This is a genomic window from Streptomyces sp. MNU76 (assembly GCF_020982545.1).
In the GTDB taxonomy this organism is placed as follows: domain Bacteria; phylum Actinomycetota; class Actinomycetes; order Streptomycetales; family Streptomycetaceae; genus Streptomyces.
Genome location: NZ_JAJKLK010000014.1, coordinates 1 through 25,452, shown reverse-complemented (window position 1 = coordinate 25,452; position 25,452 = coordinate 1). Strand labels below are relative to the sequence as shown.

The 25,452-nt window shown below is 71.9% G+C and carries 16 protein-coding genes and 4 pseudogenes; 16 read left to right on the top strand and 4 right to left on the bottom strand.

Annotation, left to right across the window (positions count from 1 at the left end; all coding sequences use genetic code 11):
- Position 1 precedes the first annotated feature (1 nt).
- The 7 genes and pseudogenes from E4N62_RS25610 to E4N62_RS25580 all read left to right on the top strand — a co-directional run bounded on the left by E4N62_RS25610 (position 2) and on the right by E4N62_RS25580 (position 9,092).
- Complete coding sequence (locus tag E4N62_RS25610) at positions 2-3,238, top strand: type I polyketide synthase (RefSeq protein ID WP_230218301.1); 3,237 nt, start codon at positions 2-4, stop codon at positions 3,236-3,238.
- Between the two features lie 176 nt (positions 3,239-3,414).
- A pseudogene (locus E4N62_RS25605) lies at positions 3,415-4,782 on the top strand (amino acid adenylation domain-containing protein); the annotation flags it as partial.
- Between the two features lie 13 nt (positions 4,783-4,795).
- Entirely contained in the window at positions 4,796-5,269 is a 474-nt protein-coding gene (locus E4N62_RS48855) for an acyl carrier protein (RefSeq protein ID WP_308185626.1), read from the top strand.
- A gap of 53 nt (positions 5,270-5,322) precedes the next feature.
- Entirely contained in the window at positions 5,323-6,006 is a 684-nt protein-coding gene (locus E4N62_RS25595; protein ID WP_230218482.1) for a thioesterase II family protein, read from the top strand.
- Between the two features lie 93 nt (positions 6,007-6,099).
- Positions 6,100-7,218 carry a DUF6421 family protein gene (locus E4N62_RS25590; RefSeq protein WP_230218299.1) on the top strand — a complete coding sequence of 373 codons (1,119 nt, stop codon included), beginning with the start codon at positions 6,100-6,102 and terminating at the stop codon, positions 7,216-7,218.
- Between the two features lie 62 nt (positions 7,219-7,280).
- A complete protein-coding gene (locus tag E4N62_RS25585) occupies positions 7,281-8,153 on the top strand; it encodes a DUF6202 family protein (RefSeq protein ID WP_230218289.1) in 873 nt (290 codons plus the stop codon).
- A gap of 12 nt (positions 8,154-8,165) precedes the next feature.
- The gene (locus tag E4N62_RS25580; protein WP_230218273.1) at positions 8,166-9,092 is read left to right on the top strand and encodes a GNAT family N-acetyltransferase; all 927 of its coding nucleotides are present in this window, start codon (positions 8,166-8,168) and stop codon (positions 9,090-9,092) included.
- Between the two features lie 46 nt (positions 9,093-9,138).
- On the opposite strand, the gene E4N62_RS25575 is transcribed toward E4N62_RS25580, so the two are convergent.
- The gene (locus E4N62_RS25575) at positions 9,139-10,236 is read right to left on the bottom strand and encodes an aldo/keto reductase (protein ID WP_230218271.1); all 1,098 of its coding nucleotides are present in this window, start codon (positions 10,234-10,236) and stop codon (positions 9,139-9,141) included.
- Positions 10,237-10,325: 89 nt separating this feature from the next.
- Entirely contained in the window at positions 10,326-11,123 is a 798-nt protein-coding gene (locus E4N62_RS25570) for a RimK family alpha-L-glutamate ligase (protein ID WP_230218260.1), read from the bottom strand.
- A gap of 477 nt (positions 11,124-11,600) precedes the next feature.
- On the opposite strand from E4N62_RS25570, the gene E4N62_RS25565 reads away from it, so the two are divergent.
- The 7 genes from E4N62_RS25565 to E4N62_RS25535 all read left to right on the top strand — a co-directional run bounded on the left by E4N62_RS25565 (position 11,601) and on the right by E4N62_RS25535 (position 21,743).
- Positions 11,601-13,157 carry an AMP-binding protein gene (locus tag E4N62_RS25565; protein ID WP_230218258.1) on the top strand — a complete coding sequence of 519 codons (1,557 nt, stop codon included), beginning with the start codon at positions 11,601-11,603 and terminating at the stop codon, positions 13,155-13,157.
- Entirely contained in the window at positions 13,154-14,593 is a 1,440-nt protein-coding gene (locus tag E4N62_RS25560) for an MFS transporter (protein WP_230218249.1), read from the top strand. Before E4N62_RS25565 ends, E4N62_RS25560 begins: the two co-directional genes overlap by 4 nt.
- On the top strand, positions 14,590-15,915 hold the full coding sequence (locus E4N62_RS25555) for an FAD-binding oxidoreductase (RefSeq protein WP_230218247.1): 1,326 nt from the start codon (positions 14,590-14,592) through the stop codon (positions 15,913-15,915). The genes E4N62_RS25560 and E4N62_RS25555 overlap by 4 nt, the downstream gene beginning before the upstream one ends.
- 57 nt (positions 15,916-15,972) lie before the next feature.
- Positions 15,973-19,062, top strand: a complete 3,090-nt coding sequence (locus tag E4N62_RS25550) for a thioester reductase domain-containing protein (RefSeq protein ID WP_230218245.1) — start codon at positions 15,973-15,975, stop codon at positions 19,060-19,062.
- Positions 19,059-20,060, top strand: a complete 1,002-nt coding sequence (locus tag E4N62_RS25545) for an aldo/keto reductase (protein WP_230218243.1) — start codon at positions 19,059-19,061, stop codon at positions 20,058-20,060. The genes E4N62_RS25550 and E4N62_RS25545 overlap by 4 nt, the downstream gene beginning before the upstream one ends.
- Positions 20,061-20,119: 59 nt before the next feature.
- Entirely contained in the window at positions 20,120-20,824 is a 705-nt protein-coding gene (locus tag E4N62_RS25540) for a sulfotransferase family protein (RefSeq protein WP_230218241.1), read from the top strand.
- 61 nt (positions 20,825-20,885) lie between these two features.
- Positions 20,886-21,743, top strand: a complete 858-nt coding sequence (locus E4N62_RS25535) for a family 3 encapsulin nanocompartment shell protein (protein WP_230218239.1) — start codon at positions 20,886-20,888, stop codon at positions 21,741-21,743.
- Positions 21,744-21,903: 160 nt separating this feature from the next.
- On the opposite strand, the pseudogene E4N62_RS25530 reads toward E4N62_RS25535, so the two are convergent.
- Both E4N62_RS25530 and E4N62_RS25525 read right to left on the bottom strand, forming a co-directional pair.
- Positions 21,904-22,044: pseudogene (locus tag E4N62_RS25530) on the bottom strand (SDR family oxidoreductase); the annotation flags it as partial.
- Positions 22,045-22,218: 174 nt separating this feature from the next.
- A pseudogene (locus E4N62_RS25525) lies at positions 22,219-23,760 on the bottom strand (AMP-binding protein).
- A gap of 370 nt (positions 23,761-24,130) precedes the next feature.
- Between E4N62_RS25525 and E4N62_RS25520 the strand changes: the two are divergent.
- Together E4N62_RS25520 and E4N62_RS25515 are read left to right on the top strand one after the other, a co-directional pair.
- Positions 24,131-25,144 carry a hypothetical protein gene (locus tag E4N62_RS25520; protein ID WP_230218237.1) on the top strand — a complete coding sequence of 338 codons (1,014 nt, stop codon included), beginning with the start codon at positions 24,131-24,133 and terminating at the stop codon, positions 25,142-25,144.
- A 202-nt stretch (positions 25,145-25,346) separates the two neighbouring features.
- Positions 25,347-25,452, top strand: a pseudogene (locus tag E4N62_RS25515) (SAM-dependent methyltransferase); the annotation flags it as partial.

Below are 25,452 nucleotides of genomic sequence, written 5' to 3'. Positions count from 1 at the left end.
TGTGACGAGTCGGGATCGTTCCCTGGACGTCGCGGTCATCGGTATGGCGGCACGGCTACCGGGTCCCCGGGAAATGGACGAGTGGTGGGACGCGCAACTCCGGGGCCTTGTGCACAGCCGGAGATACACGCGCGAGGAGTTGCTCGCGGCCGGAGTACCAACCGCGTTGGCCAACGACCCGGACTATGTGCCCGTACGCGGCCATCTCGACGACTGGGACCGCTTCGACCACGACTTCTTCCGGATCCGCGGTCGCGAGGCGGAGCTGATGGACCCCCAGCATCGCTGGATGCTGGAGATCGCGCACAACGCCCTCGCGGACGCCGGGGTTCCGCCCCGCGACGACACCCTGGTGACCAGCGTCTACGCGTCGATGACCGGCAGCGGCTACATGCGCGCGATGGTCCGCGGCGGCCATCTCGATCCCGGCCTGCTGGACGACGTGATCCATGGGACCGAGCCGGACTTCATGGCCGGCCGCGTGGCCTACCGGCTCGGCCTGACCGGGCCCGCCTTCGCCGTGCAGACGGCGTGCTCCTCCTCCCTCGTGGCCGTGCACCTGGCGGTGCAGGCGCTGCTCGGCGGGGACTGCGACCAGGCCCTGGTGGTGGGGGCCGGGTTCGGCTACCCCCAGGCGGGCCATCTGCACCAGCCGGGGGGTGTGCTGTCCGCGACGGGGGTCTGCCGTCCGTTCGACCGGTACGCGGACGGGGTGATCGCCGGGTCGGGCGCGGGCGCGGTGGTGCTGCGCCGGCTGTCGGACGTCACCGACGACGACCCCGAACCGTACGGTGTCATCCTGGGCAGCGCGATCAACAACGACGGTCACGCGAAGGCCGGATACTACGCGCCCTCCTCTGCGGGGCAGCGGCGGGTGATCGGCGCGGCCCTGGACACGGCAGAGGTCGACGGCGGCTCCATCGGCTTCCTGGAGGCCCATGCCACGGGCACCCGGATCGGGGACCCGATCGAGTGGACGGCGGCCGACGCCGCGCTGCGCGAGGGCGGGGCCCGGCCGGGCAACGTGGCGGTGGGCGCGCTGAAGGCGAGCGTCGGCCACCTCGACGCCGCCGCGGGAGTCGCCGCGCTGATCAGGGCCCTGCTTGTGGTGCGCAGCGGCGTGATTCCGCCCGTCGCGGGGTTCACCGAGGCCAACCCCCTGCTGGAGACCGAGGGCTGCCCCCTGTACATCCCCACGGAGGCCGTCCCGTGGCCCGGCGAGGGCCCGCGACGCGCCGGGGTGAGCGCGTTCGGCATCGGCGGCACCAACGCCCATGTCGTGATCGAACAAGCACCGCCGCGCGAGCCGACCGCCCCGGGGATCGGCACCCCGCGCGAGTCGGCCGCCGAGGGGGCCGGGCTGGTGCTGGTGCCGGGCGGCCCCGACGCGGCGGCCGCGCGCGGAACAGCCGGTCCCAGGGTCGTGGCCTCCCACGAGTGGGCCCGCGGGGAGGCCCGCGCGAAGGTCCTCGCGGCGGCCCCTGCACAGGCCCTCGGGTCGCACGGAACCGCCGCTTCCGAGGCGGCCCGGACACCGCCCCGGCCGGCCGTCCCCTCCCCCGCACCGGGACCGGGGGGACCGCGTGAGCGGCTCGTGTTGTTGTCGGCGGGTGATTCCGAGGCGCTCGACCGGATGGTGGACGGGCTGGCAGTTCATCTCCGAAAGCACGATCCGGATCTCGGTGAGGTCTGCGGCACGCTGGTCAACGGGCGCCCGGCCCTGGGCGAGCGGCTGGCCGTCACGGGTCGCACGAGTGCCGAGGTCGCCGAGCGCCTCGCCGCCCGGATCGGCACCTCCCGGGGCACCGTGCCCATGACCGGCGGCCCCGCCCCGGTGATCCTCCTCTTTCCCGGTGGCGGTACCCAACGCCCGGGAATGGTCGCGCCCTTCACCGCCCTCCCCGGTTTCGGCCCGGCGCTCGACCGGTGCCTCGACGTTTTCGCCTCCCCGCTGGCCGCGAGGATCCGGCAGGCCGTCCGCGACCCGGACTTCCCCGCCGACGAGCTGAACCGGCCCGCGCTGGCACAGCCGGCCCTCTTCGCCGTCGGCCACGCGGTGGCGACCGCGCTCGGGGAGCTGGGGGTCCGGCCCGCCGCGGTGTGCGGCCACAGTTCCGGCGAGATCACCGCCGCCGCGGTCGCCGGCGTCCTCGGGCTGGAGGACGCGGCCGCGTTCATCACGGAGCGGGGCCGGGCCATGCAGGACTGCCCCGAGGGCGCGATGGTGGCCATCGGGGCGGACGTGAAGCAGGCCCTCGCGCTCGCCGAGGAGTGGGGCCTCGGCCTCGACGTGGCCGCGGTCAACGGACCGGACTCCTGTGTACTGGGAGGCCCGGCCGAGCAGGTCGACGAGTATCTGCGACGGATCGGCGACACCTGCTTCGTACGGCGTCTGCGCTACTCCCACGCCGGCCACTCCCGTCTGATCGAGCCCGCGTTGCCCGCGCTCAGCCGGGCGATGTCGCGGATCGCACTGCGACCGTCCGCCCTGCCGATCGCGCTCAACGAGTCGGGCCGGGTCGTCGCGGCCGGTACGGTCCTGCCGTCCGACACGTTCGTCACGCAGGTCGGACGGCCCGTGCTGTTCGGCGCGGCCCTCGACGCGCTGGCCCAGCACATCCCGGACGCCGTGGCCGTGGAGATCGGTCCGGGACGCCCCCTGTCGCCGTCGGCCGAGGCCGCCGGACTCCCCGTGGTCGCCCTGGACCGGGCCAGGGACACACCGGCGTCGACGGTACTCGCCGGTGTGGGCGCGCTGTGGGCAAGGGGCCAGCCGGTCGCGGTGGACGGGCTGACCGGCGCGGGCCGCAGGGCCCGGCTGCCCGGCTATCCCTTCCGGGGCCCGCGCACGGTGGCCCCGGAGGCACTCGCCTCGGCCGAGGAGCCGCCCCGCGGCGCGATGCCGCAACCATCGACCGCGACACAGGAACCACCGGCCGCCGCGACCCAGGTACCACCGACCGGAGCACCGCACCCACCGGCCGGTGAGCACCCGGCGCCCGTCGACGCGACCGAGGGAGTGACCCGGATCTGGGCGGAACTGCTCGGCCGGGACGACTTCCCGGCGGACGCCGACTTCTTCAAGGAAGGCGGTGACTCCCTGCTGATCACCCGGCTCATCCGGAGGGTGAACACGGAGTTCGAGATCCGTGTCCCCGTACGCGAGATGCTGGCCCGAAGAACGCTGGACGGCCATATCGCGGTGGTTCACCGAATCCAGGACGAATCCACCCGCTGAACGCATTCCCAACCACGGGCGACCGGACACAATTCGACCGCCCCGCAACACGGATCACCAAATTCCGCTTATTGCACGGGGGAGTTTCTCAGTTGTCGTCATCGCACCACAGGAAAGAAATCGGCGAACCACTGCCGGACGTCCCGTTCGTTTCCGCGCACGAGGCGGTTGCCAAGGTGGCCTCCGACCGGCCGACGGAGGTCGCCGTGCGCTGCGGTGACATCGAGGTCACGTACGGCGAACTGGTCGCCTGGTCGCGACAGTTGTCCCACCGGCTGGCCGCTGCCGGGGTGGGCTCCGGCGACCGGGTCGCCCTCGTCGCCGAGCCCTCGGTGACGATGATCGCGTCCGTGCTCGGCGTGCTCGGCGCGGGAGCCGCCTACGTGCCGGTCGACCCGGCGCAGCCGGACGCCCGTCTCGCCACGATCCTCGACGACGCCCGGGTGAAGGCCGTCGTGGCCACGGCACGCACGGAGCTGCGGACGACCACCGTCTCCCCCGTTCCCGTCATCACCGTCCCGGACGTCCCCGACCCGGAGCCCGGAGGGGACCCAGCCGCCTTCGCCGCCGAGGTCGGTCCGAGGGACCCGGCCTATCTCATCTACACCTCGGGCAGCACGGGTGAGCCCAAGGGCGTCGTCGTGGAGCACCGGAACCTCGCCGCCTCGACCCGGGCGCGGCTCATGGTTCATCCGGGCAGCCCGACCTTCCTCCTGGTCTCACCGCTGGCCTTCGATTCGTCGGTCGCCGGGATATGGGGGACGCTCCAGGCGGGAGGCTGCCTGGTCGTCGCGTCCGAGGAGGAACTGCGCGACCCCGAGCGACTGGTCTCCCTCGTCGGCCGTCACCGGGTGGACCGCCTCCTGTGCGTGCCCGCGCTGTACGGGCTGCTGCTCGACGCCGCCCGGCGCACCGATCCGGGCCGGCTGGCGTCCCTTCGGCGGGTGATCGTTGCGGGCGAGACCCTGCCGCAGCCACTGGTCGACCGGCACTTCGCGGTCCATCCCCACGGGGTGGACCTCGTCAACGAGTACGGCCCGACGGAGACGACCGTGTGGGCCACGTTCCGCCGCTTCACCGGCGTCGCACCGGTCGACATCGGCGGACCGATCCCGGGAGCCAGGCTCCATGTGCTCGACGACGAGCTCCGGCCCGTGGGCCCGGGCGCGGAAGGCGAGTTGTTCATCGGCGGGCCGGGGGTGGCCCGTGGCTATTTCGACAGGCCCGAGGCCACGGCGGCGGTCTTCCTCGACGACCCCTTCGCCGACGAGCCGGGCGCGCGCATGTACCGCACGGGTGACATCGTGCGCCGGAACTCCGACCACGGGCTGGACTTCGTCGGCCGCAAGGACGACCAGGTCAAGGTCCGGGGGCACCGGGTGGAGCCCGGCGCGGTCGAGTCGGCGCTCCGCAGGCTGGGCGGCGTCCAGGAGGCGGTGGTGCTGCCCGACGCGGGAGGCACGGGCCTGGTCGGCTTCGTCGCCTCGCAGGAGGGCGTGGATCCGGTCGCGCTGCGGCGCGCCCTCGCGGCGGAGTTGCCCTCCGTGATGGTCCCCGGTGAGCTGCGGGTACTGCCGGAGCTGCCGCGCAACCGCAACGGCAAGCTCGACCGCACGCTGCTGCGAACGCTCGCCTCGGAGCCGCCCGCCATCGAGCCGCCCACCGCCGAGTCCCCACCGGCCCGGCCCGGCCGCGCACCTCACCGACGACCCGCTCACCGCCCAGGTGACCGCCGCGTGGGCGGAGGTGCTCGGCAGGCCCACGGTGCCCTCGGACGTCAACTTCTTCGATCTCGGCGGTCATTCGCTGGCCATGTTCAAGCTCCAGGACGCGCTGGAGCGGCACTGCGGACTGCGTCCGTCGATCGTCGCCCTGTTCCAGGAGACCACCGTGAGAGCACAGGTCGCGCTCATCCGCGCCGACCGCGAGCAGGGGAAGGACGCGCCGGCCGGCTCCTCGGCCGAGGCCGCCCGCCGGGCCCGTACCGCCAGGCTTCGGCAGCAGCGCGCCCGGAAGGGGGTCAGCCGGTGACCGGGGGTACCTCTCGTTGGCTGACGTGCGACACCGCACGGCCGGAAGCGCGGATGCGTCTGGTGTGCTTCCCGCACGCCGGCGGGTCGGCATCGTTCTACCGCGACTGGAGCGGGGCGCTGTCCGAGGTGGAGGTGCACGCCGTCCAGTACCCGGGGCGCGCCGACCGGTTCGACGAGGAGCCTCCGAACGACCTCCTACGGCTCGCCGGAGACATCGCCGACGCGCTCGTACCGCTCGCCGACCGCCCCCTCGCGTTCTTCGGGCACAGCCTGGGCGCGCCCATAGCCCTGGAGACCGCACGTGCGCTGCAACGCCGGAACATCCACATCGCGCACCTGTTCGCTTCGGGGTCGCGCGACGCTCCGCTGCCCACCGGGCTCGTCGCCGAGGAGGACCCGGACCGACTGCTCGACGACCTGGTCAGGATGGGTGGCACCGACGCGGAGATGGCGGCCGACCCGATCTTCCAGGAGGTGGTCCTGCCCTACCTGATCGCCGACGGCCGTATGTTCCACGACTACGTGATGCCTCCCGAGCCGTTGCTCACATGTCCGGTCACCACCCTCGTCGGCGACCGGGACGACGACGCGGACCGCCGCCCGTGGAGCGCGCTCAGCACGTCGCCCGTGCGGGAGGTCGGGGTCCCGGGCGATCACTTCTACCTCATCGCCGACCCGCCGTACGCGGTTCTGCGCGCCATTCTCTCGGCCGCTCCACGGCACGGCTCCCGCTGAATTGCGGCACCGATTGCGGCCATTCCGAAAACGCAAAGATTCGAACATCCGGGCGTGGTAGCGTGCACCGGAGTTGACGGGGAGGAGCATTTGTTGATCGACATCGACATGGGCTCGGTGTTCGCGGAAGTCAATAAATTACGGGGGGAGTTCGGCAGTCGCTCCGCGTTCCGTGAGGCGGACACCCAGAAGGAGTTGGCCCGTCGACTCGAAGGATCCACTCATCTACGGCGGCAGCCGGTGGTCCAGGCTCTTCTGGAGGATCTGCGTACGTTCGCTCCCGGTTCCAGACTGCGGGCCACGAAGGAACACATCAACAGCCGTCGGGACAACCACATCTTCTCGTTGTTCGACGCCTCGTACTTTCCGTCGCTGTCCCTCGACTACCTCACGTACGAGATGCTGCCCACCGATCCGCACCTGGCGGAGCGGTACGCCAGTCCCACCGCTCCGGTCACCGTCACCGGGCAGTCCGACGGATTCCGTTCGCGCGTGGTGGTGGCGCTCTTCCCCGAGAACCACTTCGACGGGATCCAGGACCCGGACGACCTCATCTTCTACTTCATCGACAAGTTCGTCGAACGGCACAACCGCATCACCCGGAAAATGATCGACGCGGTGATGGCCGCGGGGAGTTTCCCGCTCATCCAGGGAGCGACGGACAAACAGGTGGAACAGGCCTCGTCGTGGTGGGTGCGGCTGCACGAATACCACCACCGGCAGGGCGACATGCCGATCCCCGCGTTCCTGTCGGCGAAGAAGTACAAGCCCCTCGCGGGACTCGAAGAGCTGCGCGTGGACGTCTCCGCCATGCTGGTCCTGCTGAACGACCCCGCCCTGCCGGCCGAGCAGGCGCGGACCGCCTACGAGTACATCCTCGCCGAACGCCTGCTGCGCTACGCCGTCGAAGGCATCCCGCGGCCCAACTACGACGCCGTGGCCTCCCAGTTGCTCTTCGGGTACCTCAGCGAGCACGAGGGCGTCCGGGTGGCCGGCGGAAGGATCGAGCTGAGTCCCGACATCCCCCTCGTGCTGGCCCGCTTCCTCGGCGCGATCCAGGACATCGAGCGCAGGATCCACGAGGAACCCGTCGAAGCGGTCCGCCGGCGCCTGCTGGAATTCACCAACCGCTACACGGATTACGACCCGGTGGCCCGCGACTACCGCTACGTCCCGTTCTTCGCCGATGTGAAAGAGCGACTCGGCGTATGACCTCGGCCGCACATCGGCCTGTTCAGCGAACCTCGTCGTCCTCATACTTCTCTGGAGCGATCGTGACTGCTGCAACCGAGTTCTCCCTCGCCGACCGGACCGAACTCGACGAGCGGGTGGACCAGGAAATCGACCGGGCGGGACTGCGACGGGCGGACCACGCGTTCTTCGGGAACGCGCGCGCCGCCGAATCCGTCTCCCCGCGCGCCGCGCTCACCCTGGGCGTGTGGTGGCGGTCGATGACGAAGAGCTTCATGTTCAGCACCATCGCCGGCATGGGCGAGATGGCCCGGGTCTTCTCGGCGCAGGACGCGCCGACGCACGACATCCTCGGCGCCTTCCAGACCGTCTACCGGGTGATCGGCGACGACCTGGACAACGCCGCGCCGGAGTTCCGGGCCGTGGCCCCGCAGGGTCCGGCTGGCATCCACTACGTGTGGTGGGACGACACCATCGTCGCCCCGCTGGCGGCCAGGCTGGGCGCGGACGAGCTGCGGGCGGCGTCCCAACTACCGGACGGTATCAGTGAGTTGCTGGCCAACATGGAACGGCTCGCACGCTCCCCGCTCGGGGCGGCGATCCAACTGCGGGTGGTGGAGACCATAGCGCTGGACATCGCCGTGGCCTTCCGCCGGCTGTACGCGAAGGTCTGGGTGGACGGGGAGCGGGTCTTCGGTGAGACCGAGCAGTTCGCCTGGATCGATTCCCACATCAAGGCGGAGACGGTGCACGCGGCACAGGTCAGCGACGACGAGACCGGCATGACCTGGGTGGTCACGGACACGGCGCAGGCCGCCGAGTTCCTCACGCTGGTCAGGGAGTACTCCGAGAACTGGTCCCGGGCCCTCGCGTGCTTCGCCGACTGTCTGACCGACACCGCGTCGGCGTCCGCCGGGTCCCCCGGGGTCACGGACTCCGTGGCCGCGGGTGCCTGACCCGCCCGGCGCATGGAGATCGTGGACCGCTACGGCCTGGCGCTCGCCCTGATCGAACCCTCGGAACTGGCCGAGGAACCCTGGACCAGGACGGATCAGCCCATCGACGTCGTCCGGCTGCCCAACCCCCCGGCCGAGGCCTGGGACGACCTCACGCGCCGGGGGTTCATCCGCAAACCGTCCCTGCTCACCTGGGTGGCCGAGCTGGGCGCGGACGAGGACGCCTTCCTCGCGCGTCTCGACCGCTCGTCACGCCAGACCGTCCGGCGCGCCCAGCGCCAGGCGGTCGCGGCCGGTGTGCGCGAGACGGTCGAGGACCCGGTGACACCGGCCACCCTCGACCGGTTCCTCGCGCTCTACCGGGAGCGGGTGGCCGACATGCGGTTCGGCGTCCCGTTCGCGCTCGACCACCGGGACGCCGTCCTGCACGGGCCACGGAAGTTCTTCGGGGTCTTCGCGTACGACGGGGAGGAGCTGGTCGGCGGCTGTCTGGCCCTCGAATGCCCGGCGGTGGACACGCTGGTGCTCCGGTTCTCCGCGGTGAGCGCGGCGTACCGGCGCTCCAGCCTGCCCCGCGTCCTCTACTTCTCCGTGCTGCGGGCGGCGCGCGCCAGGGGCTACGGGCGGGCGACGCTGGGCAACGAGCCGAATCTCATGGGGCATCTGACGCAGCCGGGGCTGCTCCGTTTCAAGACCGCTCTGGGATTCCGCGCGGTCCCCTCGCACGAGTGCGCCGACCCCCAGGCCTCCGACGAGGCCGATCTCGTCCTGCGGCTGACGGCACTCAGCGATCCGACGCTCGTCCTCGGGTACGCCGGGCGGCGCCTCGCGGCACACCTGATCAGCGAGAAGCCGATGGAACCGGCAGAGGCCGAGCTCTACACGGCGCCGTTCCTGGAACCGGGAACCGTCCACCACCGGCCGGCGTGGCCGGACTGAACTCCGGTCGCCCCCGTGGCCCGAGCCCGGCGGGGGCTACCGGAGTTCAAGCCACGGGCACGACCGGTGTGCTCATCCGGTCGGGGTCCCCGCCGATCAGGGAGTCCCGCACGAGACGGCCGATCTCGTGCGGGCTGCCCAGCTCCACGGCGCTGACCGTGTCCAGCCGGTCCAGGTGCTCGTCCGTGAGGGTGACGTCGAGCGACCTGAGGTACTCCTCCAGCTGATTCACGTCTCGCGGGCCGATCACCGGCACGAACGCGGTGGTCGACCGTGCCGCACGGTCGCGCAGCCAGGCCAGCGCCACCTGCGACGCGGAGAGTCCCGTCTCCTCCGCCACGGCGAGGACGGTGTTCACGACCGCCTCGATCGGGTCGGTGTCGTTGCGCGGGTGACGGCGGTTCTGGTCGCTCACCCAGCCGGCCGCCGTACGCCGGTACTTGCCGGTGAGGAGGCCACCGCCCAGGGGTGACCACAGGGCCGCGCCCAGACCGAGCGCCTCGGCCATGGGCAGCAGTTCACGCTCGCCGGTGCGGTTGACCAGGTTGTACTCGGTCTGGATGCCGATGACGGGGGCCCAGCCGCGCAGTTCCGCGATCGTCACGGCGCGGGAGACGCGCCAGGCGGGGAAGTTGGAGAGACCGGCGTAAAGGATCTTGCCGCTGCGCACCAGCTGGTCGACGGCGGTGAGAATCTCCTCGGTCGGTGTGAGCGTGTCGGGGAAGTGGGCCCAGTACAGGTCGATGTGGTCGGTCCGCAGGCGCCGCAGGCTGGACTCGACCGAACGGATCATGTTCTTGCGGCTGTTGCCGGTGTCGGAGACGCCCGGCCGGACGGAGTCGCTGTTGGTGTACTTCGACGACAGGACGAAGTGGTCGCGGTCGGCGGCGAGGAACTCGCCCAGCAGCTTCTCCGACTCACCGAACTGGTAGCAGTCGGCGGTGTCGATGAGGGTGCCGCCGGCCTCGGCGAACCGGTCGAAGATCTTGCGCGCGTCCTCCCGTCCGGCGCCGTCGCCCCGACGGGCCCACATCAGCCCGGCGGCCTCGGGGTGCGCGCCGACGCCCGTACCGAAGTTGGCCGTGCCGAGGGCGAACTCCGACACGCGCAGCCCGGTGTTGCGGCCGAAGGTGGTGTAGCGCATGGCTCTCCTGAGTGCTGGCGGGTACGGAGCCGACGGGCGGCAGGTGGCGGGGCGGAAGGGGCGGCCTTGGGAGCGGTGCGGGCCCGGATTCAGGTGGAGGTCTTCGTCTCGACCCAGTCGAAGACACCGCCGAGCACCTGGCGGTGCTGTTCCCTGCCCAGCATGGAGAGGTAGCCCGGGACCGGATTGACCTCCAGGACGACATAGCCGTCCGGGGCGGGCAGGATGTCCAGGCCGGCAAGGGTGATGCCCATGGCCCGGGTGGCGCGCAGCGACAGGTCGACGAGGTCGTCGGGGGCCTCGAACCGCTCGAAGGAGGCGCCTTCCATGGTCTTGCAGCGCCAGGAGCCCGGTGCCGGCAGCTTGAGCATGTTGATCGGGGTGGCCTCCCCCGCGACCGTGATCCGGTACTCGCCGCCGGACGTCGGGTAGAAGCGCTGGCAGACCAGGGTCGGGTAGCGGGAGAGCAGTTCCTCGGCGACGGCCTTGTCGGCCGCGAAGTCGGCGACGCGCTCCACGTCGGTGCCGCGGTAGCCGAAGGAGGGCTTGAGGATGACCGCGCCCCACTCCTCACAGGCCGCCTCGACGTCCGCGAGGGAGGTCGCCGAGCGGGTGGGCGGTACGGGCAGGCCGGCCGCGGCCAGCCGTTGGGCCATCAGGAACTTGCTGTATCCCGTCACCCACACGTCCGCCGGGTCGAAAAGCCGCAGCCCGGGGACGTTGCTGAGCATGGTCAGCCGCTCGACACGGTCCTGCCAGTCGTCCCCGTACAGCTTGGAGCGGTTGATGACGGCGTCGAAGGCCTCCGCGGGCTCTCCTCCCAGGGTGAGCGTCACGCCGGACGGGCCGGGGCGATAGGCGAGCTCCTCGAGCGTGAAGAACGACATTTCATGCCCGCGCTCCCGACCGTACTCCACCAGGCTTATGCCATCGGGATCGATTCCCGAATAGTCCCAGCCGAGCAGGCCTATCTTCACCGTGCCTCCAGTGCTCTCGCGCATTGCCGTGGACAGAGCGGACGCCGTCGCAGCCTCACCCTCGCCGCCGCCGTCTGTCAAGTGCTTTATCTCCGGGCCGCGTTGAACACGGATCGCCGCAATCCTGGACACTGCGCGCTTTTGCGCGAACGGTGATGACGCCGTGTGTTTGATAAACAGAATCGGATTTCCCCGTTCCGCCTACCGCAGCCTTCCCTCATCCTCTAGGCTCTGCCATCGGATTCGTGCTGCAGGTATCAATCTCGAAGTACGAAGAGCGGGGGCGCTTCAGTGGGAAAATGGGACACGCTGGTAATTCCCGGACCGGAGACGGCCGCGAAATATCGGGCGGCCGGCTGGTGGCGAGAGGAAACGTTTCTGGCCGACTTGGCCGAAGCTGTTCGTACCAGACCGGAGCATCCCGCCGTCATCGCCTACGAGGGCCGGTACCTCACCCGGGAGGTGAGCTACGCCGAACTGGCCGAGCTGGTGGAGCGGTTCGCCGCCGCGCTCACCGAACTCGGCGTCGGCACGGGCGACGTGGTCGCGCTCTACCTCCCGAACCGCTGGGTCCTCACCCCCCTGTACCTGGCCTGCCACCGGGTGGGGGCCGTCGCCTGCCCGGTGATCCCCGCGCTGGACGTGCGGGAACTGGCCCAGGTGCTCCAGGAGAGTGCCGCACGGATCTGTGTCACCGTCGACCGCTTCAACGACATCGACTACGGCGCCCGGCTCGCCGAGGCCGCTCCCCCGACCGTCGCCCACCGGGTCGTGGTGGGCGACGCCGCCGCCACCGGCGCGGTCGACTTCGACGAGTTCTTCGTCCGCACACCCTGGGAGGAACGGCACCACGTCGACACGACGCGCAGTTCTGGCCCCGACGATCCGGCTCTGCTGCTCTACACCTCCGGCACCACCGGCCGCATGAAGGGTGTCGTGCACAGCCAGAACACCCTGCACGCGGCGGTGCTCGCGGTGTCCGAGCCGCACCGGCTCACCCGGGACGACGTCATCTCCATCCCCAACTTCGCCACACACATGGCCGGGCTGACCTACGCCTGCTACATGCCGCTGCTCCTGCACGGCACCTGTGTGATGCAGGAGGCCAACCGGGACATGGAACTGCTGCTCGACATCGTCGCCGCCCACCGTGTCACCTGGGCCTACGCCTCCCCGGCGTACCTCGTGGACCTGTTGGAGGCCCAGCGCAAGGAGCCCCGCGACACCTCCAGCGTCGTACAGATCGTGTCCGGCTCCGCCCCCATCGACCCGGGGTTGATCGCCCAGGTCCGCGAGGTCTTCGACATCCCGGTGCGCGCCCTGTGGGGCATGACCGAGAACGGGGCCGTCACCGTGACCCGGGACGACGACCCGGAGGGCTGGGCGGGCCACAGCGACGGCCGCGCCGAGCCGTGGATGGAACTGCGGATCGCCGTCCAGGACGGCGGCGACTCCGGCCGACTCCTGGTGCGCGGGGCCTCCCAGTGCCTCGGCTACCTGGGCCGGCGCGAGGTCTACGAGGCGTGCCTCGACGAGGACGGCTGGTTCGACACCAGCGACCTGGCCCGTGACGACGGCCGCGGCGGCATCCGTATCGTCGGCCGCAGCGTCGACCAGATCACCCGGGGCAGTGGCCAGAAGGTCTCCACCCTGGAGGTCGAGGCCGTGCTGACCCGGCACCCGGCCGTCAAGGAGGTCGCGCTCGTCGGCTGTCCCGATCCGCGGATCCCCGGCGGCGAGTTGGTCTGCGCCGTCGTCGTGCCGGAGGGCGAACCGCCCACCCTGGCGACCCTGCACGGCCATCTCGCGCAGGAGCGGATGGCGCAGGTGCTCTGGCCCGACCGGGTGCAGTTCGTCTGGGAACTGCCCAAGAACTCACTGGGCAAGGTGCTGCGGCACCCGCTGCGCGAACGTCTCGAGATCGAATACGCCGCCCGCCGATGACGGCGTCCGCGCGGACCGCCGCCGACGCCTCGAAGTTCCCCGCGGAGGGCCACGTCGGCAGGCGGCGGTCGGTCGCGCTCGCGGTGATCTCCTCGGCGCAGCTGATGTTCCTGCTGGACGCGACCATCGTCAACGTGGCGCTGCCCGACATCCAGAGGTCGTTGCGGCTGGAGGGCTCGGACCTGGAGTGGGTCGTGGCCTCGTACTCGATCGCCTTCGGCGGCCTGCTGATGCTGGGCGGCCGGGCGGGGGACATCCTCGGCAGGCGGCGCGTGTTCATGACCGGCGTGGCGGTCTTCACCGTCGCCTCGCTGCTCGGCGGATTCGCCACCGAGGCATGGCTGCTGACCGTCTGCCGCACCGCGCAGGGGGTGGGCGCCGCCGCGGCCTCGCCCGCCGCCCTGTCGCTGATCGCGGTGACCTTTCCCGAGGGCCCGGGGCGCAACCGGGCCGTCGGCTGGTACACGGCGGTGGCCACGGCGGGCGGCGGTGTGGGACTGCTGGCGGGCGGGCTCATCACCGTCCACCTGTCCTGGCGCTGGGTGATGTTCGTGAACGTCCCGCTCGGCGTGGCGATCCTCGCCGTCGGCGCCGGGGTGCTGCGCGAAACCCCGCGCACCCGCGGCGCCTTCGACGTCCTCGGGGCGGTCACCGGCACCCTGGCCGCGCTGCTGCTGTGCTTCGGACTGATCGACGGCGCCTCCGGCGGCGGCAACTGGTCCTCGCCGGCGGTGCTGGCGGCGCTCGGCGCGGCGGCCGTCCTGCTGCCCGTGTTCGTTCTCGTCGAGCGGCGCAGCGCCCAACCCCTCGTCCCGCTGCGGCTGTTCGCCGACCGCACCCGGCTGGGCAGCTACGCCGTGACGGCGCTCATCAGCACAGCCGTGTTCGGCATCTTCTTCTTCCTGACCCTCTTCCTCCAACAGGTCTGGGACTACAGCCCGCTGCGCACCGCGCTGGTCTACCTCCCGCTGACCTGTCTGTTGATCCTGGGGGCCAAGGCCGGTTCCCCGCTCCTGGCGCTCTTCGGCACCCGTGCGGTGGTCTGCGGCGGTCTGCTGGTGGCCACCGCGGGGATTTTGTGGCTGGCGAGGATCGGCGACTCCGGCGGCTACACCACCGGAATGCTCGTGCCGACCGTGCTGACCTACGCGGGGCTGGGCGTGACCGGGGTGCCGCTGACCCTGACCGCGCTCGCGAAGGTCGCCGACGAGGACTCGGGCGCGGCGTCCGGACTGGTCAACATGGCCCGCCAGATCGGCGGTGCGACCGGTCTCGCCGTGCTGGGCGCGGTGGCATGGTCGTCCGGTGCCGCCGCGTCCGACGGGACGGCGGCGGGCCTGTCCACGGGGGTCGCCCGGGGGTTCGCCGTGGCGGGTGGCCTCACCCTGTTGGCGCTGTGCGTGGCGGCCCTCACCCTGCCCCGGAAGGGCCGGTGAGCGCCGTGCGGGAGCCGGACGTCCTGGTCGTGGGCGGAGGGGTCGCGGGTGCCTCGGCCGGCTACTTCCTGGGCCGGTCCGGCGTCCGGGTGACGCTGCTGGAGGCGGAGAACGCTCCGGGCACGCATGCCACCGGCCGGTCGGCGGCGCTCTTCTCCGAGTACTACGGGAACGCCGTCGTAAGGGAGTTGACCCGGGCCTCCCGCGCCTTCTACGAGACTCCCCCGGCGGGCTTCTCGCCCGTCGCCGAGCTGCTGCGACCGCGCGGTGTCCTGGCCCTCGGGGCCCCGGGCACCGGCCGGGAGTTCGAGGCCGCGAAGGCCTCCGGCGCGGGCGCCCCGCAGCCGGTCGTCGAGGTGGACCGCGAGCAGGCGCTCGCCCTGTGCCCGGCGCTGCGGCCGAGCGCCTTCGACCGCGCGCTGTACAAGCCGGGTGCCCGCGACATCGACACGGACGCCGTCCTCCAGGGCTTTCTGCGGGGTCTCAAGGCCACCGGCGGGACCGTCGTGACCGGCGCGCGGGTGCACGTCCTGACCCGGCGCGGGGGGCGGTGGCACGCGGCGACGTCGGCCGGGGAGTTCTCCGCGCCGGTGGTGGTGGACGCGGCGGGCGCCTGGGCCGACCAGGTGGCGCAGTCGGCCGGTGTCCCCACCCAGGGTCTGGTGGCGTACCGCCGTACAGCGGCGCTCGTCTCCCTCCCGACGGATCGGATCCTGGCGAAACGGGGCCCTGCGGATCGGGGCCTGGCGGATCGGGTCTCAGCAGATCGGGTCTGGGCGGATCGGGTCCCGACGGATCGGGTCCCGACGGATCGGGCTCCGGCGGTTCGGGTCCCGACGGATCAGGTTCCGGCGGACGGGGCGCCCAGGAACGGAGGCCCTGCGGGCACGGCGGCGGCCGACATCGCCCGCTGGCCGATGATCGCCGACGTGGCGGACACGTTCTACGCCCGCCCCGAGTCCGGCGGGCTCCTGGTCTCGCCCGCCGATGCCACGCCCGTCCCGCCCGGTGACGTACGGCCCGACGAGCGTGACGTGGCGCTGGCGATCGACCGGTTCCGAGCGGTGGTGGACCTGCCGGTCCGTCACGTCCGCCGCGCCTGGGCCGGACTGCGCAGCTCGGCGCCCGACGACACCCCCGTGATCGGCCCCGATCCGCAGGTGCCCGGCTTCTGCTGGCTCGCCGGACTCGGCGGCTACGGGATCCAGACAGCCCCCGCGGCGGGCGCCCTGCTCGCCGCGCTCATCGCCGGGACCGAGCCGCCACCCGGGCTCACCGGGGCCGTCGCGGGCACCACCCCCGCCCGCGCCGGCCGGTCGTGAACAGCCATCTCTCTGGCGCCCCCACCCACATCAGCATCAGCAGAGAGCTCGGAGGATATGTCGGAAACGAACTGGCAGGTCGCCGGCGCGGAGGTCGACCACGGACCGTACCGTCCGGTGGCGACCCTCATCGAGGAACAGGCCGACCGCACCCCGGGCCGTACCGCCCTCGTCCACCGGGGCGAGACCGAGACGGCCCTGACGTACGCGGAGTTCGACGCGCTCGCCAACGGGCTGGCCGCGGAGCTGACCCGGGCGGGTGTGCGCGAGGGCGATCTCGTCCCGCTGATGATCGGCAACAGTGTCGAACTCCCGCTGTGCATGGTCGCCCTGATGAAACTGGGCGCGGTGTTCGTCCTCTGTGACCCGGCCTGGCCGGAGGAGCGGCTGCGCGCCGTCCTGAAGGTGCTCGACCCTCCGCTGTCCCTGACCACGGGGTCGCTCGTCCCCACGGACGGAAGGTCCCGAGTCGTCTCCCACCGGACCGTCGTCCCGAGCACCGAGCGCCCCGGAGTACGGCCCGGTCCCGGTCGTCCGGTGTACGGCGTCTTCACCTCCGGCACCACCGGCGTCCCGAAGTGCGCCGTCAATCTGCACGGCGGACTGACCAACCGGTTCCGCTTCATGTCCCGCTACTTCGCCGCCACCGGCGACGAGGTGGTGCTGCAGAACAGTCGGCACACCTTCGACTCCGCGATCTGGCAGCTGCTGTGGCCGCTGACGACGGGCGGCCGCACGATCATCCCCGAGCAGGGCGAGTTCCTCGATCTGGAACGGACCGTGGACACCATCGCCCGGTACGGGGTGACCGTCACCGACTTCGTCCCGGCGATCCTCGGCATGCTGGTCGCCCTGCTGGAGGCCGAGCCGACGCATGTCGCCCGGGTCGGCTCGCTGCGCCATCTCGTGGTCGGCGGCGAGGAGATCATCCCGCACGCCGTGCACCGGCTCAGGGACCTGGTGCCGGGGCTCGGAATCACCAACGGGTACGGGCCGTCCGAGGCGAGCATCGGGATGGTCTTCCACCGTGTCGACGGCACGGAGGGCGACCACATCCCGCTCGGGCGGCCCATCGACAACTGCTACGCCCTCATCGACGGCGCGGACGCCGAGGGCGTCGGGGAGATCCTCATCGGGGGCGCGTGTCTGGGTGCCGGGTACCTCGGCGCCCCGGAGCTCACCGCGAGGGCGTTCGTGCCCAACCCCTGCCCCGGCGTTCCCGGCGAGCGGCTGTACCGCACCGGCGACCTCGGCCGGTTCGACGACTCGGGGCTGCTGCGGTTCGTCGGCCGCCGGGACCGGCAGGCCCAGGTCGACGGTGTACGGATCGAGCTCCGGGAGATCGAGACGACCGCCGAGTCCTGTCCCGGTGTCATCCAGGCCAAGGCGCTGACCCTGCGGCGGTCCGGCCGCACCCGGCTGGTGGTCGCCGTGGCGGCCGAGGACGGCACGACCCCGACCGCCCTGCGCCGACACCTGGCCTCCGTGTTGCCGCGCGTCCAGGTGCCCCGGCACTGCTTCGTCCTCCAGGCGCTGCCGCTCACCGACAACGGCAAGGTCGACCTGCGGGCGCTGCGGACGATCGTCGAGGAGAAACTCGGCTCCGGCACGGGGACGACAGGCATGGGGACGACAGGCACGGGAAGCGGCACCGGCGCGGAGACGGACCCGGCCACGACGACGGGTGTCGGCGACGGCGCCGGGCTCACCCGTGCCGAACGCGTCGCCGAGGTCATGGGGGCGGTGCTCGACCGGCCCGGCTTCGGCGTCCGTGACGATTTCCTCGACCACGGCGGGGACTCCCTCACCGCGCTGACCACGGCCCTGCGCATCCGGCACACGCTCGGTGTGCGCGTCGGCATCTCCGACCTCTACGCGCACCGCACCCCGGCGGCGCTCGCCGCGGCGGTGCTCGGCGACGGTGCCACCACCACCGCCCCCTCCGCCGGGGACGAGGCCACGCTGATGGAGCGCGACGCCGCGCTGCCGGAGGAACTGGCCGCTCTGGCCCGCCGGGCCGGCGGCGCCCGCCCGGCCGCGCCGCCGCGCACCGTGCTGGTTACTGGGGCCACGGGCTTCGTGGGGGCCAGGGCCGTGCACCGGCTGCTGACGACCACAGGGGCCCGGGTGGTGTGCGTGGTGCGGGCCCGTGACGACGCGCACGCCCGGCACCGGCTCGTCGGAGCCCTGCGTGCGCAGGGGCTGTGGGAGGAGTCCCTGGCCGGGCGGCTCGACGCCCGGCGCGGCGACCTCGCCCGGCACCGGTTCGGCTGGACGCACGAGACCTGGGAGGCGTACGCCGTCCGGTGCGACGCGGTCCTGCACATCGGCGCGCTCGTCAACTTCCTGCTGGACTACCGGGCCCATCGCCCCGCCAACGTGACCGGCACGGCCGAGGTGCTGCGGTTCGCGCTGTCCGGACGGGTCAAGGCGTTGCATCACGTGTCGACCCTCGGTGTGCTCGACCGGGAGGCGGCCCGTGCGCGGGAGCGTGCGCGGGGCCGTCTCGGCGAGGACTTCGATCCCGCGCGAGCGGCGACGCCCACGAGCGGCTACAGCCGTTCGAAGTGGGTCGCGGAGCGCCTGGTCCTCGCGGCACGGCGACTCGGCGCGCCGGTCACCCTCTACCGGCTCGGCGAGATCATGCCGGCCGCCGACAACGGCGTACCGAACCCCAAGGCGCTCACCCATCTGCTGCTGTCGGCGTTCCGTCGGCTGGGCCTGCGGCCCGACGTGCCGATGCGCTCGGACTACACACCCGTCGACGAGACGGCCGCGCGGCTGGTCGCCGGGCTCGCCGAGCCGGCCGGGGGCGCGGTCCACCATGTGTTCCGCGACGACGGTGCGGACTTCGCCGCGATCGCACTCACGGAGGGCGAACGGACCGTTCCCGTACGGGAGTTCATGGCGGCACTGCGGGCCGCCGCAGCCGAGGACGCGGGTTCCCCGGCGGCCGTGCTGGACGCCGTGCTGACCCTGCTGCCGGCATCAGGGCCCGACGGCACACCGGACTTCCGGCGGCTGCTGACCGACAACCCCGGCCTGTTCACCCGTGCGTCCTGCACGGCGCTCGACGCCCGCCACGGCCTGCGGGAACGTCCGCTGGAGGCGGCCCTCGCGGCCTATCGCACCACCCTCACCCAGTGACACGAGAGGACGACATGCACCAGCGCACCATGGGCCGGCTCGGCTGGCGGATCAGCGAGATCGGCTACGGCATGTGGGGCATCGGCGGCGGCCCCGGCGGTTTCACCGGCTGGGACTACGACACGGCACCCCACTGTCTGGACCTGGCGGTGGAGGAGGGCTGCACCTTCTTCGACACCGCCTGGGTCTACGGCCGGGGCGTGAGCGAGCGGATGCTCGGCGCCCTGCTGCGCCGGCACCCCGACCGTCGCCTCCGCGTCGCCACCAAGGTCCCGCCGCTCAACCGTGAATGGCCGCCCCGCCCGCAGGACACCCTCGACGACGTCTTCCCGTCCGACCACATTCGGGAGTACGTCCACCGCAGTCTGGAGAACCTCGGCACCGACCGCATCGACCTGCTCCAGTTCCACGTCTGGGAGGACCGCTGGAGCGACGACGAACGCTGGCAGCGGGTGATCTCCGACCTCAAGGCGGAGGGTGTCATCGAGGGCTTCGGCCTCAGCGTCAACCGCTGGGAGCCGGCCAACTGCCTGCGCGCGATCGACACCGGGCTCGTCGACGTCGTCCAGGTCATCTACAACATCTTCGACCAGGCCCCGGAGGACGAACTGTTCGAACGGGCGCTGCGCGACGACATCGGCATCATCGCCCGTGTCCCCTTCGACGAGGGCGGTCTCACCGGCCGGCTCACCCGGGACACGACGTTCCCCGAAGAGGACTGGCGCGCCGTCTACTTCGGCCCGGAGAACCTCGGCCCGACCGTGGAACGCGCCGAACTCCTCAAGAAGATCCTGCCCGAGGGCGTCACCCTGCCCGAACTCGCGCTCCGCTTCATCCTGCACCACCCCGCCGTGAGCACGGTCATCCCCGGCATGCGCACACCCGAGCACGCGCGCGCCAACCTCGCCGTCTCCGGCGCTCCGCCGCTCGACCCGGCTCTGCTGGCGGAGCTGCGCGCACACCGCTGGGACCGGCAGCCGACGGAGTGGTCGATGTGACCGGGGCCCCACCCCCGAGCCAGGCCCCTCGCCCCGCGTCGCGCCCCACGGTCATCGCGATGTGGGCGCACCCGAGAGCGGTCTCCACGGCGTTCCTCCGCATGATGATCGAGCGCGGTGACGTGACCGTCGTGCACGAGCCGCTGGTCCTGCTCACCGACCACGGCGAAGTGTCCGTCCCCGACCCGGACGGCGGTACGGCGACCCTGCGCGACCCCGGTGAGCTGCTGGCCCACCTCGCCCGACTCGGCGCCCGCCGACCGGTGTTCTTCAAGGACACCCTGGAGTACCACCACCAGCATCTCTTCGACCGTCCGGAGCGGATCGCCGACTTCGAGCACACCTTCATCGTCCGCCATCCGGCCCGCACGATCGCCTCGCACCACGCGATCAAGCCCGAGCTGGCCTGCCGGGAGATCGGTTACGAGCACCAGTACGCCCTGTTCGAACTGGCGTGGAAGATCACCGGCCGGCGCCCGGTGGTCATCACCGCCGAACAACTCCTCGCCGACCCGGCGCGGGTCGTCTCGGCGTACTGCGACCGGGTGGGTCTGCCGTTCCTGCCCGAGGCGCTGAACTGGCGGCCCGGTGAACGCTCCGAGTGGCACCAGAACCGTCGCTGGCACCTCGACGCCATCGCCAGTGCGGGGTTCCGGGCTCCGGAGAAGGAGTACGCCGCCACGGTCGAGAACGACGCACGGCTGCGCGGCTACTACGAGCACCATCTCCCGTACTACGAGCGCCTGGTCGAGCACGCGCTCTGACGTGCCCACCGGACACCGCCCACCGACATCGGCTCCACCGACCCCGAGGACGAACACCCGGATGACGACGACCGCTGATACGACGACCCCCACTGCTACGACGCCCCCCGCCGGTGCGACGGCAACCGCCTCCCCGGGCGAGCGGTTCGCGCGGGCCTTCGCCGAGGACCCGGAGAAGGCCGAGGTCCGGTTCGAGTACACCATCACCGACTCCTTCCAGCCCGGGAAGGACCGACCGCGGCTGACCGCCCGCAACCTGTTCAAGAAGCAGCGCGTCACGAGCGAGACGGTCCGGTCGTGGTTCGAGACCCGGCCGGACGCGCCGCACGCGTCCGGCGGGTTGCGGGAGAGCGCGTACCGGTTCGAGGCGGCCACCTACGGAGTGCGGCCGATCACGGCGTGGGTGCAGATCCCCGAAGCCCTCGGCGAACAGCCCGACGCGCTGGCCCAGTTCGTCGACCACCGGCTCATGGTCCGGCTCGGCACCGCGGAGAACCGCGCCCTGACCCTGGACGTCGTAGAGCACCCGGATGTCGCCACCCTGCCGTACACCGGCTCCTACACCGCCGGGGTCCTCGCCGCCTTCAACGAGATAGAGCAGCAGGGCGGCACCGGCCACGCCCTGATGATCAACCCCCAGGACTACTACAGGGAGTGGGTGGGCTCCGGCAGCCTGCTGGCCGACCTCGCCCGCGAGAAGGTGATGATCTGCCGCCACCGCCATGTCGCTCCCGGCTCCGCGCTGGTCGGTGACTTCGCGATGGCCGCGCGTCTGCTGGAGTCCGGCCGCTCGGTGATCAAGGTCGCGGAGCCGCCGCCCGGCCTCTTCGAGCGACCGGGCACGGCCGTCTGCGCCGAGGTTCACGAGAGTGTGGCCGTACAGCAGCCGACCCACTTCTTCCACGCGGTGCGGGCCTGAGCGAGCTCACCGGGCCGTGCCTGGGCGCGCGGGGCACCGACGAGGGGGCTGCCGCCTCGACCGTGATCTTGCCCTGACCGGTCGCCTCGCCCGGCACGGCGGTCGCCTTGGCCGCAGCGTCGTCCGTGGCCCTGCCCATCGGCGTGTCGGTCGGACCGGGCGTGATCACGTTGACGGTGATCGCGCGGTGGGCCAGCTCGGCGGCACAGGAACGCGCCAGCGCGGGCAGCGCGGCCTTGGTCGCCGCGTACTGGCTCTTGCCGGGAACTCCGGTCGCGGTGCGGCTGCCGACGAGGACCACGCGGCCCCGTCCCTGGCCGCCTTCCTCCTCGGTCCGGAGGGCGGCGCGATCACCGGCCGGCAGCTCGTCCAGTGCGCCGCGGCGTCCCTCTGACGCACCCGTGGTGTACGGCGAGACGGTCCTTTGTCGTCGCCGTACACCGTCGCCGTGTCGCAGCCGGCAGCTGCCGGCAGGTCAGTTGACCTCTCGGGCCCGCCCGGCCCAGTACGGCTCCCGCAGCTTGAACTTCTGGACCTTGCCGGTCGCCGTGCGCGGGATGGCCTCGCGGAACTCCACACTCGTCGGGGCTTTGTACCCGGCGAGCCGCTCCTTGCAGTACGCGATGATCTCGGCCTCGGTCACGGCCGCTCCCTGGGCCCGTACGACCAGCGCCTAGACCGTCTCGCCCCACTTCGTGTCCGGCACCCCGATGACGGCGACCTCGGCGACCCCCGGGTGGCTGAAGATCGTGTCCTCCACCTCGATCGACGACACGTTCTCGCCGCCGGTGATGATGACGTCCTTCTTCCGGTCCGAGATCGTCAGATGTCCGTCGGCGGGGTCCAGGGTCCCGCCGTCGCCCGTGTGGAACCAGCCGCCCTCCAGCACGGCGGCGGTCTCCTCCGGTTTCTCCCAGTACCCGTCGAGGACCACGTTCGAGCGCGCCAACACCTCACCGGAGTCCGCCACGTCGAGCTTCACACCGAGCGCCGGAAGACCCGCCCGCGACAGCTTGCGCGCCCGCTGCTCACCTCCCAGGGCATCGTCCTCGGGCCGCGTTCGGTTGAACGTCAGCAGGGGTGAGGTCTCCGTCAGGCCGTAGATCTGGGTGAACTCCCAACCCAGTTCCTCCTCCACCCGCTGGATCATCCGGCTCGGCGGCGGCGCTCCCGCACACACGATCCGCACCCGGTCGCGCCCCGGCACCGGCCCTTCCCAGCCGGTCGCCGCGTCGAGGACCGCGTTCCACACCGCCGGCGCGCCGCACATCAGCGTCACCCCGTGCTCGTCCACCCGGCGCAGGATCTCGGCGCCGTCGACCTTGCGCAGCACCACCTGCTGGGCGCCGAGCCCGGCCATCACGAACGGCATTCCCCACCCGTTGCAGTGGAACATCGGCAGCGTGTGCAGATACACGTCCCGCTCCCAGGCCCGTGTGTGCAGCCCGAAGGTCAGTCCGTTGACCCAGATGTTGCGGTGCGTGAGCTGAACTCCCTTGGGACGCGCGGTCGTTCCGGAGGTGTAGTTGATCGTCGCGGTGGCGTCCTCGTCAGGGTTCGACCAGGGCCTCGGCTCCACCCCGAACCGCATCAGCTCGGTGTCCGTCTGCTCCCCCAGCGTGAACCGGTGCGCCACCTTGACGTCGGCGACCGTGTCCCGCACCTCGGGATCGACCAGCAGCACCGAGGCACCGCTCTGGCGAACCACGTACTCGATCTCCTCCGCCTTCAGACGGAAGTTGACCGGCACACAGATCCGTCCGCTCATCGGCACCGCGAACAGCAGCTCCAGCAGACGGGCCGAGTTGTGACTGACCACCGCCACCCGCTCGCCCTCCCCCACGCCGAGCGCGTCCAGTCCCGCCCGCCAGGCCCGCACCCGCTCACCCAGTCGTCCGTACGTCGACGGCGCCACCGGCACCGCGGGCTGACTCGGCTCGTCGATCACCCCGGGACTGTCGGCGAACCCCGCCTCCGCCCGCTCCAGGAAGTCGGCCACCGTCATCGGAACACGCATCTGTCTCCCCGCTCGCCCGGTCCGCACGCCACGCACGCCACGCCTCATGCCGTGCGTCGTGCCTCATGTCTGGTGCCTCATGTCTGGTGCCTCGTAGGAGTTGTTACTCCCCCACCGAGCACGTACGCCACTGGTCGGTCACCCGATCGGGTAAGGCGGGTCCGCGCGAATTGTCATGTGGGTGGCTAGAACTCTGGGGTGCGCTGGTTCACGGTGGTTCCTCCTGTCCGACCGATCCGCCCGGAGGGACCCCGCAGTGAGACGTAGGCGATTTGTGGCAGGAAGCATCGGTGTCCTCTCGGGGACGGCACTCGGCGGGGCCTCGTCCCGGGCCGATGCGCCGGCACTCCGTCCGCGGGAGTGGCAGGCGGTGCCCGCACCCGGCAGCGTGCCCGCCGCGCAGCTGCGGCGGATCGCCGCCGCGGGACCGCGACTGGCCTGGGCCGTGGGCGAGGAGAACCTGGCCCCGCAGGCCCAGCAACGGGCCCTGACCATGGTGTGGAAGGGCGGTGCCTGGTCGAAGGCCGACCTGTCGCACCTCTCGCACACGAGGATTGTCGACGTCGCCGGTGTCCGCCCGTCCGCGGCGTGGGCCGTGGCCCATCCCACCGGTGACGGCAGCCCCCTGCTGCGCTGGGACAGGACCACGTGGCGCGAGGCCGACTTCCCCGGCAGGGGTGAACCGGACGTCAGGATCAGCGCGGTGGCGGTCGGCCGCGACCGGCGCGTGTGGGTCTGCGGCGTACGGGACGGCGCCGCCCGTCTGCTGCTCGGCGAGGGACGGAGGTGGCGCTGGCTGGACCCGCTGCCCGTCGCCGGCGTGAACCTCTACCGGGTCGTCGTCCGTCGGCCGGGCGAGGTGTGGGTCTGCGGAGACCGGTCGAACGGAGGTGGCTGGTCGGGGCTCGTGGCCCGCTGGAACGGGGAGTGGACGGTTCTCCCCCCGATCGCGGGCCTCCGGCTCGGCATCGCCGACGTGCACTGCGCCGCTCCGGACGACGTGTGGGCCGTGGGCACCGAGGCCGGTGTCGGCGGCCCCATCGGCCGCCCCGGCAACCCCGCCCTGAGCCACTGGGACGGCACGGCCTGGACCCGGCTGGAGGCCGGCTTCACCCTCGGGTCGCTCACCGGGATCGCCGGCGACGTCCGGGGGCGCCCCGCGTGGATATCGGGCTGGAACTTCTCGGACCAGAGCCGCAGTACGTATCTGCGGCGGGACGGGGACACCTGGTCCCTCGCCCGGGGCCCGGCGGGCCCGGCACCGGCGCCGTACCTCAATGACGTGACGTCCGTTCCGGGCACCAGGTCGTTCTGGTCGGTCGGCATGACACGGTCCGCCCCGTATCCGCCGACCGAGGCGTACAGCGAACGCCTCGAGGGCTGAGCGACGCGGGATCGGACCACGCCGACGCGGCGCGCCGGAGGTTGGCGACGGGGTAGGAGGGACCGGCGGTCGGCGACCGGGTAGGAAGGTCCGGTGGTGCGGCGCGCCTCGGGCCGGTGGGGCGCGCGCCGGGGACGATCGGGTGGGCGGCGACCTCGTGGGAGCCGCCCGGCACCTGTCCCTCGTGCGAAGGGGTTCGCTCATGACCGCGTTCGACGACTCGCCCGACGGCGGACGCTACGGCGAGGCCGTCTTCCGCCCGGACCAGGCGGGCGAGAGCGAGCGGATCGACTACGGCGCCCTCGCCT

Bases quoted from the DNA above. Each gene is read 5' to 3' on its own strand.
- E4N62_RS25595 (WP_230218482.1), top strand. From the start codon at position 5,323: ATGCGTCTGGTGTGCTTCCCGCACGCCGGCGGGTCGGCATCGTTCTAC.
- E4N62_RS25580 (WP_230218273.1), top strand. From the start codon at position 8,166: ATGGAGATCGTGGACCGCTACGGCCTGGCGCTCGCCCTGATCGAACCC.
- E4N62_RS25575 (WP_230218271.1), bottom strand. From the start codon at position 10,236: ATGCGCTACACCACCTTCGGCCGCAACACCGGGCTGCGCGTGTCGGAG.
- E4N62_RS25570 (WP_230218260.1), bottom strand. From the start codon at position 11,123: ATGTCGTTCTTCACGCTCGAGGAGCTCGCCTATCGCCCCGGCCCGTCC.
- E4N62_RS25560 (WP_230218249.1), top strand. From the start codon at position 13,154: ATGACGGCGTCCGCGCGGACCGCCGCCGACGCCTCGAAGTTCCCCGCG.
- E4N62_RS25550 (WP_230218245.1), top strand. From the start codon at position 15,973: ATGTCGGAAACGAACTGGCAGGTCGCCGGCGCGGAGGTCGACCACGGA.
- E4N62_RS25540 (WP_230218241.1), top strand. From the start codon at position 20,120: ATGTGGGCGCACCCGAGAGCGGTCTCCACGGCGTTCCTCCGCATGATG.
- E4N62_RS25535 (WP_230218239.1), top strand. From the start codon at position 20,886: ATGACGACGACCGCTGATACGACGACCCCCACTGCTACGACGCCCCCC.